The 14350-nt window shown below is 28.8% G+C and carries 11 protein-coding genes, 4 tRNA genes, 1 rRNA gene, 1 pseudogene and 1 other annotated feature (1 of these 18 cut by a window edge); of the genes and pseudogenes, 7 read left to right on the top strand and 10 right to left on the bottom strand.

The genetic code is table 11. From position 1 onward, the window contains the following. Positions 1 to 58 precede the first annotated feature (58 nt). The 4 genes from H0H40_RS01740 to H0H40_RS01725 all read right to left on the bottom strand — a co-directional run bounded on the left by H0H40_RS01740 (position 59) and on the right by H0H40_RS01725 (position 2391). Positions 59 to 129 (bottom strand) — tRNA-Cys (locus tag H0H40_RS01740). A 17-nt stretch (positions 130 to 146) separates the two neighbouring features. Continuing rightward, positions 147 to 497 (bottom strand): dihydroneopterin aldolase, encoded by a 351-nt coding sequence (gene folB, locus H0H40_RS01735; protein ID WP_185868811.1) that lies wholly within the window; start codon positions 495 to 497, stop codon positions 147 to 149. A gap of 5 nt (positions 498 to 502) precedes the next feature. After that, positions 503 to 1114 carry a superoxide dismutase gene (locus H0H40_RS01730; protein ID WP_185868810.1) on the bottom strand — a complete coding sequence of 204 codons (612 nt, stop codon included), beginning with the start codon at positions 1112 to 1114 and terminating at the stop codon, positions 503 to 505. A gap of 44 nt (positions 1115 to 1158) precedes the next feature. After that, on the bottom strand, positions 1159 to 2391 hold the full coding sequence (locus H0H40_RS01725) for a phosphoglycerate kinase (protein WP_185868809.1): 1233 nt from the start codon (positions 2389 to 2391) through the stop codon (positions 1159 to 1161). A gap of 106 nt (positions 2392 to 2497) precedes the next feature. Here H0H40_RS01725 and H0H40_RS01720 point away from each other — a divergent pair, with 106 nt between their 5' ends. Together H0H40_RS01720 and H0H40_RS01715 are read left to right on the top strand one after the other, a co-directional pair. Beyond that, entirely contained in the window at positions 2498 to 2944 is a 447-nt protein-coding gene (locus H0H40_RS01720; protein WP_185868808.1) for an RpiB/LacA/LacB family sugar-phosphate isomerase, read from the top strand. After that, a tRNA-Asn gene (locus H0H40_RS01715) sits at positions 2935 to 3008 on the top strand. Before H0H40_RS01720 ends, H0H40_RS01715 begins: the two co-directional genes overlap by 10 nt. 103 nt (positions 3009 to 3111) lie before the next feature. On the opposite strand, the gene gmk is transcribed toward H0H40_RS01715, so the two are convergent. Continuing rightward, positions 3112 to 3687 carry a guanylate kinase gene (gene gmk, locus H0H40_RS01710; RefSeq protein WP_185868807.1) on the bottom strand — a complete coding sequence of 192 codons (576 nt, stop codon included), beginning with the start codon at positions 3685 to 3687 and terminating at the stop codon, positions 3112 to 3114. 66 nt (positions 3688 to 3753) lie between these two features. On the opposite strand from gmk, the gene H0H40_RS01705 reads away from it, so the two are divergent. Further along, on the top strand, positions 3754 to 4749 hold the full coding sequence (locus H0H40_RS01705; RefSeq protein WP_185868806.1) for an aspartate-semialdehyde dehydrogenase: 996 nt from the start codon (positions 3754 to 3756) through the stop codon (positions 4747 to 4749). Here the strand turns inward: H0H40_RS01705 and rsmI are convergent. Continuing rightward, positions 4746 to 5411, bottom strand: a complete 666-nt coding sequence (gene rsmI / locus H0H40_RS01700; protein ID WP_185868805.1) for a 16S rRNA (cytidine(1402)-2'-O)-methyltransferase — start codon at positions 5409 to 5411, stop codon at positions 4746 to 4748. The genes H0H40_RS01705 and rsmI overlap by 4 nt on opposite strands. A 320-nt stretch (positions 5412 to 5731) precedes the next feature. Here rsmI and H0H40_RS01695 point away from each other — a divergent pair, with 320 nt between their 5' ends. Continuing rightward, complete coding sequence (locus H0H40_RS01695; protein ID WP_185868804.1) at positions 5732 to 6154, top strand: hypothetical protein; 423 nt, start codon at positions 5732 to 5734, stop codon at positions 6152 to 6154. Between the two features lie 19 nt (positions 6155 to 6173). On the opposite strand, the gene topA is transcribed toward H0H40_RS01695, so the two are convergent. The 4 genes and pseudogenes from topA to queA (H0H40_RS03120) all read right to left on the bottom strand — a co-directional run. After that, positions 6174 to 8276: a type I DNA topoisomerase gene (gene topA / locus H0H40_RS01690; protein ID WP_185868803.1), complete on the bottom strand. Its 2103-nt coding sequence runs from the start codon at positions 8274 to 8276 to the stop codon at positions 6174 to 6176. A gap of 10 nt (positions 8277 to 8286) precedes the next feature. Next, positions 8287 to 9264, bottom strand: coding sequence for a polyprenyl synthetase family protein (locus tag H0H40_RS01685; RefSeq protein ID WP_185868802.1), 978 nt, complete (start codon positions 9262 to 9264; stop codon positions 8287 to 8289). Between the two features lie 29 nt (positions 9265 to 9293). Then, complete coding sequence (gene queA, locus H0H40_RS01680) at positions 9294 to 10337, bottom strand: tRNA preQ1(34) S-adenosylmethionine ribosyltransferase-isomerase QueA (protein ID WP_185868801.1); 1044 nt, start codon at positions 10335 to 10337, stop codon at positions 9294 to 9296. Positions 10338 to 10548: 211 nt separating this feature from the next. Further along, positions 10549 to 11318, top strand: a sequence feature (16S ribosomal RNA rRNA prediction is too short). Between the two features lie 39 nt (positions 11319 to 11357). Beyond that, positions 11358 to 12338 (bottom strand): annotated as a pseudogene (gene queA / locus H0H40_RS03120) (tRNA preQ1(34) S-adenosylmethionine ribosyltransferase-isomerase QueA); the annotation flags it as partial. A gap of 203 nt (positions 12339 to 12541) precedes the next feature. Here queA (H0H40_RS03120) and H0H40_RS01670 point away from each other — a divergent pair. The 3 genes from H0H40_RS01670 to H0H40_RS01660 all read left to right on the top strand — a co-directional run. Then, a 16S ribosomal RNA gene (locus H0H40_RS01670) occupies positions 12542 to 14083 on the top strand. A 173-nt stretch (positions 14084 to 14256) separates the two neighbouring features. Further along, positions 14257 to 14330: transfer RNA gene (locus tag H0H40_RS01665), tRNA-Ile, on the top strand. A gap of 17 nt (positions 14331 to 14347) precedes the next feature. After that, positions 14348 to 14350, top strand: a tRNA-Ala gene (locus tag H0H40_RS01660) (it continues 71 nt past the right edge of the window).

Genomic DNA, 14350 nt, shown 5'->3' with positions numbered 1-14350 from the left:
ACAAAAAGTATTATGCTTGAAATCCGTAAATTTATACAGAAAATTTATACAAAAAAAAAGGCACAGAGCGGAATCGAACCGCTATAAAAGGTTTTGCAGACCTCTGCCTTTCCATTCGGCCACAGTGCCAAAAATATTAAAAGTTTTTATTCATATAAAACGATACATACTCTATCTATGTTTCCTTGCATTGGTGGATTTTCTTTGCAAATTTTTACTTTTGTATGTTTAATTATTTTATATCTCTTGTTAATTTTTTGAACTATTCTTTGTGCTAAATGTTCAATTAATTTTGAATTAATATTCATTTCTTTTTCAACAATCCTATATAAATTAACATAATCAATAGTTTCTGATAATTTATCAGAAATAGAGGGTTTTTTAAGATCTAATTCAATTTCTATATTTACAATATAATGAGATCCAATTTTTTCTTCTTCCAAGATACATCCATGATATCCAAATAATCTTATGTTTTCTAGGATAATTTTATCCATTAAAATTATTTTATTACTTTGTTGTAATTTTCCTCAACTTTTTTCCAGTTGATAATTTTCCAAAAAGAAGATATATAATCTAAACGACGATTTTGATACTGTAAATAGTAAGCATGTTCCCAAACATCTAATCCTAATATTGGTATGCCTTCACAACCTATTCCAGACATAATAGGATTATCTTGATTTGCTGTAGAACAAATTTTTAATTTTTGTTCTTTTATACATAACCAAGCCCATCCAGATCCAAAACAATTAAATGCAGCAGAAGAAAATTCTTTCTTAAAAGAATCAAAAGAATCGAAATTTTTTTTAATTTTTTCATTTAAAAAAGGACTTGGATCTGTGTATCTAAGATTAGGAATTAGTATCTCCCAAAAGAGATTATGATTATAAAATCCTCCACTATTATTACGAATTTTTGTGTTTTCCATATAAGATTTTCTCAATATTTCTTCTATAGTCATATTCATCATATCTGTTCCAGAAATTAATTTATTCAAATTATCGGTGTAAGATGCATGATGTTTCTCATAATGGATTTTCATTGTTCTTCTGTCTATATAAGGTTCAAAATCACTATATGAATAATATAATTTTGGGAGTTTAAACGACATAATTTTTCTTTATTTTTTTATATAGAACAAATATAATGAAAAACTTAATTATTATTTAATATTAAGGATTTTATACCAGGAAGAACTTTTTTTTTCAAGCTTTCTAATAAGGCTCCTCCTCCAGTAGATAAATAACTGATTTTTTTATCATATCCTCCCATTTTTAAAGCCGCAATAGAATCTCCTCCTCCTACTAAAGAAAACGCACCTTTTTCAGTTGTTTTTGCAATTTTTTCTGCTATAGAAATGGTCCCTAAAGAAAAATTTGGATTTTCAAAAACTCCTACTGGTCCATTCCATAAGATCGTTTTTGATTGTTCTATAAAATCACAAAAATATTTTATAGAAGATGGCCCTATATCTAACCCAGTCCATCCATCTGGAATAGAATAAATAGAAGATATTTTAGTAGTTTTTGTATTATTAAATGAATTAGTTATAATAACATCTTTTGGAAGATGTAAAATGTTTTTTTTTTGACATTTATTAATAATTTTGGTTAAAATTTTTTCAATTTTAATCATTTTATTTTTTTCTTTTTCTATAAGAGAATTACCTATTCTTCCTCCTTTTTTTAAAATAAAAGGATAAGACATTCCACCTCCTATTAATATATGATCGGCAAAATTTATGATATTTTCAATAATTTCTATTTTAGAAGAAATTTTTGCTCCTCCTAATAAAATTGTGATAGGTCTGTTCTCTTTTTTTGAAAGAAAAAATTTATTCAAAAATTGAATTTCTTTTTGCATAAGAAATCCTATGCATTTTTTCTCCTGAAATAATTTTGGGAGAACAGTAATAGAAGTATGTGATCGATGAGAAGCTCCAAAAGCATCATTCACATAAATATCTCCCAATTTTGATAATTCAAATGCAAAATTTTCATTTTCTTCTTCTTCTTCCTTATAAAAACGGAGGTTTTCCAATAATAATACATCTCCATTTTCTAATTCATTAACTTTTTTTTCTACATTTTTTCCTATGCAATTTTCGAAAAATTTTACAGAAAGTTTTAAAATTTTGGACAAGATAGGAATTAAAAATTTTAAAGAATAAGTTTTAGATGGGAATCCTTTTGGTCTTCCAAAATGAGAAATAATAACGACTTTTCCTTTTTCAGATATGATTTTTTGAATAGTTGGAATACTATATTGAATACGGGTATCATCTGTTATTTTATGATATTTATTTACAGGAACATTAAAATCTGTCCTTAGTAAGGCTGTTTTATTTTTGAAATTAAAATCACTGATAGTTTTAATATTCTTTATCATTGGTTCATTGTCCTTATACTTATTAATTGCAATTTAATAAAATTATAAAATAAAATTTTTAATTTAATTTTAATGTATATTTATATCTCCGTGTTTTTTTTAATTTATGTTAATAGCAATAGGGTCCGATCATACAGGAGTATATTATAAATCTTTAATAATCTCTTTCTTAACTAAGATAGGATGTAAAATAAAAGATTTTGGATTTTCTGAACATGGAAAAGCAGTAGATTATCCTGATTTTATTCATCCCACAGCTGAATTTGTGAATGAAGGTAAAGCTGATTTTGGAATTATTATATGTGGAACTGGAAATGGAGCTGCTATGATTGCAAATAAATATAAAAAAATTCGTGCAGCTTTAGTATGGAATAAAGAAGTTGCTTTCTTGGCAAGAAAACACAATGATGCTAATATTATTAGTTTACCAGCACGTTTTTTAGATAAAAATGAAATTTTGGAAATTACAGAAACATTTTTAATAACCAATTTTGAAGGTGGAAGACATAAAATTAGAATAAGCAAAATACCAATACAAAATTATCCTCAGTAGCTCAGTTGGTTAGAGCACCTGACTGTTAATCAGGGTGTCGCTGGTTCGAGTCCAGCCTGAGGAGTTTAGTTTATCGGGGTGATGAAGGATAAGGTTGTTTAAAGGTTATTTAGAATATACGTTTAGGGGGGCGTGTATTGACTGGAATTATTCCAGTCACCCCGATTTTATTTTCCATAAATAAAATTGTGAACAATTTGAATTGCTTTTTTTTTTGTCTGAAACAAATCAGTATTAAATAAAATAAAGTCAAATTTCTTAGCAGAAAGATTTTCTTTTTTTGCTTTATTTATACGTGTATTTATCTGATCATATGATGTTTCAGAATTTCTTATTAAAAGTCTTTCTTTTAAAATTTTTATAGAATTTGCCATAATAAATATAGATAAAGAATTATCTGGATATTGTTTTTTTAAGCTCAATCCTCCTTTGACATCTACATCAAACAAAACATGTTTGTTAGATTCCCAAATTCTTAAAATTTCTTTTTTCAAAGTTCCATAAAATAGTTTAGGATAAACTTCTTCCCACTCCGCAAATTGATATTTTTTCATTTTAGAGATAAAATTATTTATGGATACAAAATAATAGTCCCTTCCATGTTTCTCATTATTTCTAATTGATCGTGTAGTACATGATATAGAAAATTTCAAGTCTGGAAATTTTGAAAGTAAACAATGAGAAATAGTAGTTTTACCAGATCCAGAAGGACCAGATAAAATGATCATTTTACCTTTTTTCATTTTATACTTATAATTTACTAACTTTGTTAGTTACTAATGGGAAATTAAATTTTTATAAAAATTCATATGAAACTAGGAGTAGTAGGAGTTACTGGTTTAGTAGGACGTGTAATGATAGATGTCTTAGAAAAAAGAAATTTTCCATTGGAGGAATTGTATATTTCTGCTTCTGAGAAATCTGTTGGAAGAGAATTTTCTTTTAAAGGAAGAGTATATAAAGTCATTGACTTGAATAAGTTATTATTAAAAAAACCGAATATTGTTTTATTTTCAGCAGGTTCAAGTATATCAAAAGAATGGGCTCCTAGATTTGTAAAAATAGGATCAACTGTCATAGATAATTCTTCTGCATGGAGAATGGATCCTACAAAAAAATTAATTGTTCCTGAAGTGAATGCTTCTTGTTTAGAAAAAAGTGATAAGATTATCGCTAATCCAAATTGTTCTACAATACAATTAGTAATGGTTTTATTTCCATTACATTTAGAATATAAAATACATAGAGTAATTGTTTCTACTTATCAATCAGTAACAGGAACTGGTAAAAAAGCTTTAGATCAACTAAATCAAGAAAAAGAGGGAAAGACTAAGAATGTTTGTAAAATTTATCCATATTCTATTCATCAGAATGTTTTACCTCATTGTGACTCTTTTTCCAAAGATGGTTATACAATAGAGGAATTGAAATTAATAAAGGAAACAAAAAAAATAATGAATAATAAAGATATAGCTATTACTGCTACAGCAGCACGTGTTCCTGTAATAGGTGGACACTCAGAAAGTGTAAATATTACATTTGAAAATAAACCTGATATAAATCATATATATAAAATTTTGCATAAAACAAAAGGAATTATTGTTCAAGATAATCCGAAAAAGAACATTTATCCTATGCCATTATATGCGCACAAAAAAGATGAAGTTTTTGTTGGTAGAATACGAAAAGACTTCTCATTTAAAAATTCTATAAATATGTGGATAGTATCCGATAATCTCCGGAAAGGATCTGCAACAAATGCTATTCAAATTGCAGAGTATATAATGAAAGAAAATTATATTTAGTTGTTTTTTTCAATAATGATAGTATATTCTCCTAATATATTTTCGACATTTTCGTAATGTGAAATTATTATTTCTATATTTCCTCTTAATGTATTTTGGAAAAATTTGGATATTTCTTTACAAATAGCAATGTTTCTTTGCATTCCAAAAAAATATTTTATTTCTTTTAATGTTTTTAATAATCTATGAGGAGATTCGTAGAAAACAATAGTTCTATTTTCTTTTGATAAAATTTCCAATTTACTTCTTCTTTTTTTTTTTGGTAAAAATCCAATAAAAGTAAATTCATTGATAGACAACCCTGAATTGACTAATGCTGGAATTAAAGCTGTAGGTCCAGGTAAACATTCCACAGGAATAGAATTATTAATACAATACTTAATTAATAAAAATCCCGGATCAGATATACTTGGAGTTCCTGCGTTAGATATTAATGCTAATTTTATTCCTTTCTTGATTTTTTTTATAAGATGAGGAATTCTTTTATGTTCATTATAAATATGATATTTATTTGTTTGAGTTGTAATATTATAAAATTTTAATAGTTTTTTAGAAACTTTATAACTCTCTACCAAAATTAAATCAACCTCTTTTAAGATACGTAATCCTCTGAAAGTAAAGTCCTCTAGGTTACCTATAGGAGTAGGAACAATATATAACATATTATAAATTTAAAACATTAAAAAATGTGTAAAAAAAGATATTATAAATCCATTTTTTATAAAATAAAAATCCATAACTTCTGTACCGCATTTATAAACTTTTAAAATTTATTGTATTTACATTAATAAAAAATTAAATTGATAAACATAATATTTCGTACTAATTCATTAATAAATAAAAAAATTATGTGAAATATTTTTTTAAAAATTTCATCATTAACTAAAATAGTTAATAATTTGTATTCTTAACTACTTAATTAAGATAAGAGTTTATCTATTAAAAGATTAATTAATAATTCATTCTGATGAAATAAACAGTAATGAGAGGTAAACAATATATATTTAGAAGTCGTTTTGTATCTGGAGAAATCATATTTAAATATGATTTCAATGGTTTTCTAAGGGAAGTAATTTTTCCTGAAAAACTTTCTTTATCACATTATGTATGGATTGGTAAATATTTACCTTATAATGAATCTATAATCAATAAAATGAGAAATGTAAGAGATGTTTTTTCTATAGAAGAAATACCTGCAGATTTATCTTTTAATCGTTTCTGGACCGATTATAGATATAAAGTGGGGAAAAAAAAAATGGCTGAAAATTTATGGAATAGAATGACATTATCTGACAGAGTAAAAGCTTTATCTTATATTCCAAAATATTTAGATCATGTTAGAAGAACAGGTCATGATCAAGCTTATCCAACTACTTATTTGAATCAAAGATATTTTGACGGTTAATTCTAATATTTGTATGGAATTAGTTATTTTTATTTTTAATTATGTCAATAGCTTGTTCTAATTCTAACTTAGATGAGTTAAAGAACATATTTTCTTCAATTGGAATAAATTGATTTTTATATTTTAAATAAATATTGTATTTGTTTATTTTTAAGAGTACTTCTTCTTTCTCAAAAAAACCTAAGGATTTTGGTAATTCAAGAATTTTTAAAGCTTCTGTAAGTGAAATGGTATTTATTTTTTGACTATTTAATAAAGGAGAAAATTTAGGTTTATCTTTTCCTTTAAATTCTCCCAGTTGAATAATTGCTCCAAAACGAGCAATTTTTGCGAAAATTTTTTTTTTAGATTTAGGATCAATTCCAAGAAAATATTCTTTTTTAATTTTATCTACATGTTCTTTCACATATTGTATTTTTTGATGGAATTTATTATAAAAATTTTTAACGATTTTAATCCATGATTCTTTTCCATTAGCTATATCATCAAAACTTTTTTCTAAATTTGCTGTAAAATCGTAATCTACTATTTCTCCGAAATTTTTTTTTAGAAAATGAGTAGTTAATACTCCTATTTCTGTAGGAAATAATTTATTTTTCTCAAATTCAGTAATTATTTCTTCTTCTTCAAGAAGAGAGTTTTCTTTTAAAAGAAAATTTTTTCTTGTTTCTGTTTTTTTCGTAATTTTTTGTATGTTTACATAATTTCTTTTTTGAATAGTAGATATAATAGGAACATAAGTTGATGGTCTCCCTATTCCTAACTTTTCTAAGTTATTTACTAAAGAAGCCTCATTATATCTATGTATTTTAGTCGAAAAAATTTGCTTAGCTAAAATATCCTTTCTATTAAGGATAGATCCTTTTTTCATTTCTAAAATAGAAGACTTTTCTTTTTTATTCTTGTTTGCAATTTTTAAAAATCCGTCAAATAAAATGGTTTTTTTTATATATATAAAAAAATCATTAAAATTAGAAGATTTAATATAAAAATATTTATTTTCAATAGTAGAACCTATCATTTGTCCCATAATAGTACGTTCCCATATAAGTTGATAAAGTTGTTTTTGAAAAATATCTAAAGATTCTAAATAATTTTCATTCACATTTTTAATAATAGTAGGATGAATAGATTCGTGTGCTTCTTGAGAAAATTTTTTTCTTTTAGAAAATTCTTTTACAGATAAATATTTTTCTCCATACGAAGAAAGTATATAGTTTTTTATTTCTGATAAAATATCCTTTGATAAGATTGTGCTATCTGTCCGTATATACGTAATGAATCCTTTTTCATATAATTTTTGAGCCAAAAACATGGTTTTTGATATGGAAAAATTTAATTTCTTACAAGCTTCTTGTTGCAAAGAAGATGTTGTAAATGGTGGTGGAGGACTTTTTTTTTCGTATTTGATATCAATCTTATTTACTATAAATATACTATCAATACATAACGATAAAATGTTTTTTGTTTTATCTTTATCTTTAATTTTTTTCTCTAATTTTGCTTTGAAAACTGTTTTTTCCTCATTTTCGAAAAATCCATATATTTGATAATCCAATGAAGGAATAAATTTTTGTATTTTTTTCTCACGTTCTACTATAAGTTTAACCGCAGCAGATTGAACTCTACCTGCAGATAATCCTCTTTTTATTTTTTTCCATAAAACAGGAGACAATTTAAATCCTACTAGTCTGTCTAAAATTCGTCTTGCTTGTTGAGCGTAAACTAAATTATAATTAATAGATCTAGGGTTTTTTATAGCATATAAAATTGCTTTTCTTGTAATTTCGTGAAAAACTATTCTTCTATATTTTTTTTCTGGTATGTTAAAAGTCTTATAAATTTGGTAAGCAATAGCTTCACCTTCACGATCTTCATCAGAAGCAAGCCATATAATTTTATAGTTTTTTATTAATTCTTTTAAATTCTGAACTATTTTTTTTTTTTTGGATAAAACGACATAATTAGGTTCGAAGTTTTCTTTTATTTTAACTCCTATTTCTTTTTCTGGAAGATCTATAATATGTCCATAACTAGATACTACATAATAATTTTCTCCCAAAAACATTTGAATGGTACATGCCTTTGTTGGAGATTCTACAATAACTAAATTTTCTCTCATTAAAAAGGTTTTATCGATTTCTTTCAACGATGAAATTTACCATTATTTTTAATGCATTTTTAATAGACCCTTCTGGGTAAAGTTCTAAAATCTTTAATGCACTGTTACGAAATTCTATCATTTTTTTAGTAGCATATTTTAATCCTCCATATTTTTTTACATAATCAATTATTTGATATCTTTTTTCTTCGTCATAATTTTTTATGGAATTTAATATCCATTCTTGATCCTTTTTAGAAGCATTTTGAATTGTATAAATGAGTGGAAGTGTTATTTTTCCTTCTTTTATATCAATTCCTATAGGTTTTCCTGTAAAATTATTGTTTTTTTCTTCATAATCAAATAAATCATCTTTTATTTGGAAAGCTATACCAGTAAAAATTCCAAATTTTCTCATTTTTAATGCTGTTTTTTCATCAGTATTAACTGAACGAGCTCCACATTCACAAGAAGCAGCGATTAAACTTGCTGTTTTATAATAAATAATTTGATTATAAATTTTTTCGGTAATATCTATGCTTTTAGATTTTTCCATTTGTAATAATTCTCCTTTACTCATGTTTTTAATAGTTTTACAAATTATTTTTAGGAGATCTTGATAATTGTTATTTGTAGCTAATAAAAGACTTTTCGAAAGTAAATAATCTCCTATTAACACGGCTATTTTATTTTTCCATATAGCATTTATGGAAAGTGATCCACGACGAAGAGAACTATTATCTATGACATCATCATGAACAAGTGTAGCTGTATGTATTAATTCTATTAAACAAGCTGTATGATATGTTTTTTTCTGTATATTTCCTAACATTTTTGCTATTAGAAAAACAAATATAGGACGAATTAATTTTCCTTTTCTATGAATAATATAATGAGTAATTTTATTTATAAGAAAAATATTGCTTTTAATTAGGTTAAAAAATTGTTTTTCAAATTCTTTAATTTCTTTTTTTATGGGTATTTTTACTTTTTCTAAGATGATTTTCATAATTTCATTAATGAAATTTTTTGATCATTTTATAAAATTAACATAGCATCTCCATAAGAATAAAATCTATATTTTTTTTGAATTGCTATTTGATATGCTTTCATAAGTAATTCAAAACCTGTAAAGGCTGCTGTCATCATAAGTAATGTTGATTTTGGCATGTGAAAATTTGTAATCATGGAATTAGCTATGTTAAAATTATATGGAGGAAAAATAAATTTATTAGTCCATCCGAAAAAAGGATTTAAATTTTTATTAGAAGAAACAGAACTTTCTATTGCTCTCATGGAAGAAGTTCCTACAGAACAAATCCGTTTTTTTTTTTTCATAGCATGATTTATAATTTGACATGTTTCTTCATTTATAAAACATTTTTCAGAATCCATTTTATGTTTTGATATGTCTTCTACTTCTACTGGGAAAAAACTTCCTAATCCTAAGTGTAAAGTTATTTCCACTAAATTTATTCCTTTTATTTCCAATTTTTTTAATAAGTGTTTTGAAAAATGTAATCCCGCAGTTGGTGCTGCTACAGATCCTTCTTCTTTTGCATATATAGTTTGATAACGTTTTTCATCATTTTTTTCTGGTTGTCTATTAATATATTTCGGAAGTGGAGTTTTTCCTAATTCTTTTATTTTTCTTATAAGCTCTTTGTGGTCTCCATTAAAATGAAGTTGTAAAATCCTTCCTCTAGAAGTTGTGTTATCTATGACTTCTCCTGTTAGTCCATGTCCAAAATTTAGTTTATTTCCTACTCTTACTTTTCTTGCAGGATCAACTAAAACATCCCAAGTTCTATCTTTTTGGTCTAATTCTCGAAGTAGAAAAACTTCTATTTTAGCATCTGTTTTTTCTTTATTACCAAATAGTCTTGCAGGAAAAACTTTAGTGTTATTTAAAATAAAAGTATCTCCTTCTTCAAAATACTGGTATAAGTCTTTAAAAAATTTATGTTCGATTTTTTTGTTTTTTCTGTGAATAACCATTAATTTGGATTCGTCCCTTTCTTGAGAAGGAAATTTTGCTAGAAGATCTGAAGGAGATACGAAATCAAAATCTGAAGTTCTCATGAATTGTGAATTTTACGCTTTTGTACACTATTTTCATATAAAATTAGGTTATTTTTTTTCAATAAAAACTTTTTTTGTAAGAAAAAAAACGTATAATTGCATTTTTGGAATAATTTATTTTATTGTTCTTTGCATAAAAAAGCTTCTAGACTTAATATCGTGGAATTTTTAACAAGTTTTTCGTGTCTTTGACATTAATTTTTACAACGGAGAGTTTGATCCTGGCTCAGGATGAACGCTAGCGGCGGGCTTAACACATGCAAGTCGAGGGGCAGCATAAAATTTATTAAGTAAAATTGTAAATTTTGATGGCGACCGGCGAACGGGTGCGTAACACGTACGTAACCTACCTTTTGCTAGAAGATAGCCTGAGGAAACTCGGATTAATATTTTATAATATAATAAAATTGCATGATTTTATTATTAAAGCAGAAATGTGGCAAAAGATGGGCGTGCGTCCGATTAGTTAGTTGGTAAGGTAATGGCTTACCAAGACTATGATCGGTAGGGGGCCTGAGAGGGTGATCCCCCACACTGGTACTGAGATACGGACCAGACTCCTACGGGAGGCAGCAGTGAGGAATATTGGTCAATGGAGGAAACTCTGAACCAGCCACGCCGCGTGCAGGAAGAATGCCTTACGGGTTGTAAACTGCTTTTGTTTAGGAATAAAGATTCTTACGTGATAAGAATTGTGAATGTACTATACGAATAAGTGTCGGCAAACTCCGTGCCAGCAGCCGCGGTAATACGGAGGACACAAGCGTTATCCGGATTTATTGGGTTTAAAGGGTGCGTAGGCGGTTTATTAAGTCAGTAGTGAAATATTACAGCTCAACTGTTAAAATTGCTATTGATACTGATAGGCTTGAGTGAGACTGGAGTAACTGGAATGTGTGGTGTAGCGGTGAAATGCATAGATTTTCATAATTTCATTAATGAAATTTTTTGATCATTTTATAAAATTAACATAGCATCTCCATAAGAATAAAATCTATATTTTTTTTGAATTGCTATTTGATATGCTTTCATAAGTAATTCAAAACCTGTAAAGGCTGCTGTCATCATAAGTAATGTTGATTTTGGCATGTGAAAATTTGTAATCATGGAATTAGCTATGTTAAAATTATATGGAGGAAAAATAAATTTATTAGTCCATCCGAAAAAAGGATTTAAATTTTTATTAGAAGAAACAGAACTTTCTATTGCTCTCATGGAAGAAGTTCCTACAGAACAAATCCGTTTTTTTTTTTTCATAGCATGATTTATAATTTGACATGTTTCTTCATTTATAAAACATTTTTCAGAATCCATTTTATGTTTTGATATGTCTTCTACTTCTACTGGGAAAAAACTTCCTAATCCTAAGTGTAAAGTTATTTCCACTAAATTTATTCCTTTTATTTCCAATTTTTTTAATAAGTGTTTTGAAAAATGTAATCCCGCAGTTGGTGCTGCTACAGATCCTTCTTCTTTTGCATATATAGTTTGATAACGTTTTTCATCATTTTTTTCTGGTTGTCTATTAATATATTTCGGAAGTGGAGTTTTTCCTAATTCTTTTATTTTTCTTATAAGCTCTTTGTGGTCTCCATTAAAATGAAGTTGTAAAATCCTTCCTCTAGAAGTTGTGTTATCTATGACTTCTCCTGTTAGTCCATGTCCAAAATTTAGTTTATTTCCTACTCTTACTTTTCTTGCAGGATCAACTAAAACATCCCAAGTTCTATCTTTTTGGTCTAATTCTCGAAGTAGAAAAACTTCTATTTTAGCATCTGTTTTTTCTTTATTACCAAATAGTCTTGCAGGAAAAACTTTAGTGTTATTTAAAATAAAAGTATCTCCTTCTTCAAAATACTGGTATAAGTCTTTAAAAAATTTATGTTCGATTTTTTTGTTTTTTCTGTGAATAACCATTAATTTGGATTCGTCCCTTTCTTGAGAAGGAAATTTTGCTAGAAGATCTGAAGGAGATACGAAATCAAAATCTGAAGTTCTCATGAATTGTGAATTTTACGCTTTTGTACACTATTTTCATATAAAATTAGGTTATTTTTTTTCAATAAAAACTTTTTTTGTAAGAAAAAAAACGTATAATTGCATTTTTGGAATAATTTATTTTATTGTTCTTTGCATAAAAAAGCTTCTAGACTTAATATCGTGGAATTTTTAACAAGTTTTTCGTGTCTTTGACATTAATTTTTACAACGGAGAGTTTGATCCTGGCTCAGGATGAACGCTAGCGGCGGGCTTAACACATGCAAGTCGAGGGGCAGCATAAAATTTATTAAGTAAAATTGTAAATTTTGATGGCGACCGGCGAACGGGTGCGTAACACGTACGTAACCTACCTTTTGCTAGAAGATAGCCTGAGGAAACTCGGATTAATATTTTATAATATAATAAAATTGCATGATTTTATTATTAAAGCAGAAATGTGGCAAAAGATGGGCGTGCGTCCGATTAGTTAGTTGGTAAGGTAATGGCTTACCAAGACTATGATCGGTAGGGGGCCTGAGAGGGTGATCCCCCACACTGGTACTGAGATACGGACCAGACTCCTACGGGAGGCAGCAGTGAGGAATATTGGTCAATGGAGGAAACTCTGAACCAGCCACGCCGCGTGCAGGAAGAATGCCTTACGGGTTGTAAACTGCTTTTGTTTAGGAATAAAGATTCTTACGTGATAAGAATTGTGAATGTACTATACGAATAAGTGTCGGCAAACTCCGTGCCAGCAGCCGCGGTAATACGGAGGACACAAGCGTTATCCGGATTTATTGGGTTTAAAGGGTGCGTAGGCGGTTTATTAAGTCAGTAGTGAAATATTACAGCTCAACTGTTAAAATTGCTATTGATACTGATAGGCTTGAGTGAGACTGGAGTAACTGGAATGTGTGGTGTAGCGGTGAAATGCATAGATATCACACAGAACACCGATCGCGAAAGCAGGTTACTAAGTCTATACTGACGCTGAGGCACGAAAGCGTGGGGAGCAAACAGGATTAGATACCCTGGTAGTCCACGCCGTAAACGATGATCACTAGTTGTTGGATTTTTTTCAGTGACTAAGCGAAAGTGATAAGTGATCCACCTGGGGAGTACGGTCGCAAGGCTGAAACTCAAAGGAATTGACGGGGGCCCGCACAAGCGGTGGAGCATGTGGTTTAATTCGATGATACGCGAGGAACCTTACCAAGGTTTAAATGTACTACGAATAAGCTAGAAATAGTTTAGTCTTTGGACGGAGTACAAGATGCTGCATGGTTGTCGTCAGCTCGTGCCGTGAGGTGTTGGGTTAAGTCCCTCAACGAGCGCAACCCTCATTGTTAGTTGCCAGCGAGTAATGTCGGGGACTCTGACAAGACTGCCGACGTAAGTCGAGAGGAAGGTGGGGATGACGTCAAATCATCACGGCTCTTATACCTTGGGCTACACACGTGCTACAATGGTCGGTACAAAGGGTCGCTACTGAGCAATCAGAAGCTAATCTCTAAAAGCCGATCTCAGTTCGGATTGGAGTCTGCAACTCGACTCTATGAAGTTGGAATCGCTAGTAATCGCATATCAGCCATGATGCGGTGAATACGTTCCCGGGCCTTGTACACACCGCCCGTCAAGCCATGGAAGTCGGGGAGACCTGAAATCGGTGCCCGTAAAAGGAGCTGCTTAAGGTAAAATCGATAACTGGGGCTAAGTCGTAACAAGGTAGCCGTACCGGAAGGTGCGGCTGGAACATCTCTTTTTTTTAGAGTTTAAAAAATTCTTTGCATATTGAGCTAGAAGCTTTCTTCAAAATAATATTCATGAAGTCTACAGTAGAGTAGAGAGTTAAGAAAGTTAAAAGTAGTTATAAAGTAAAAGTAGAAGTAGAGATAGAGGTAGAGAGAGATTGATTAATTAATTATATAATTATGTCAGTCTCGTAGCTCAGATGGTTAGAGCGCTACACTGATAATGTAGAGGTCCGCGGTTCAATTCCGCGCGAGACTATTTTTTAGAGAAAGGGGGGG

It is taken from the genome of Blattabacterium cuenoti (assembly GCF_014252295.1).
Lineage (GTDB): Bacteria > Bacteroidota > Bacteroidia > Flavobacteriales > Blattabacteriaceae > Blattabacterium > Blattabacterium cuenoti_V.
Note: the sequence above shows the minus strand (reverse complement) of the source record. Positions and strands in the feature narration are given on the sequence as shown.

Bases quoted from the DNA above. Each gene is read 5' to 3' on its own strand.
- folB (WP_185868811.1), bottom strand. From the start codon at position 497: ATGGATAAAATTATCCTAGAAAACATAAGATTATTTGGATATCATGGA.
- H0H40_RS01730 (WP_185868810.1), bottom strand. From the start codon at position 1,114: ATGTCGTTTAAACTCCCAAAATTATATTATTCATATAGTGATTTTGAA.
- H0H40_RS01725 (WP_185868809.1), bottom strand. From the start codon at position 2,391: ATGATAAAGAATATTAAAACTATCAGTGATTTTAATTTCAAAAATAAA.
- H0H40_RS01720 (WP_185868808.1), top strand. From the start codon at position 2,498: ATGTTAATAGCAATAGGGTCCGATCATACAGGAGTATATTATAAATCT.
- gmk (WP_185868807.1), bottom strand. From the start codon at position 3,687: ATGAAAAAAGGTAAAATGATCATTTTATCTGGTCCTTCTGGATCTGGT.
- H0H40_RS01705 (WP_185868806.1), top strand. From the start codon at position 3,754: ATGAAACTAGGAGTAGTAGGAGTTACTGGTTTAGTAGGACGTGTAATG.
- rsmI (WP_185868805.1), bottom strand. From the start codon at position 5,411: ATGTTATATATTGTTCCTACTCCTATAGGTAACCTAGAGGACTTTACT.
- H0H40_RS01695 (WP_185868804.1), top strand. From the start codon at position 5,732: ATGAGAGGTAAACAATATATATTTAGAAGTCGTTTTGTATCTGGAGAA.
- topA (WP_185868803.1), bottom strand. From the start codon at position 8,276: ATGAGAGAAAATTTAGTTATTGTAGAATCTCCAACAAAGGCATGTACC.
- H0H40_RS01685 (WP_185868802.1), bottom strand. From the start codon at position 9,264: ATGAAAATCATCTTAGAAAAAGTAAAAATACCCATAAAAAAAGAAATT.
- queA (WP_185868801.1), bottom strand. From the start codon at position 10,337: ATGAGAACTTCAGATTTTGATTTCGTATCTCCTTCAGATCTTCTAGCA.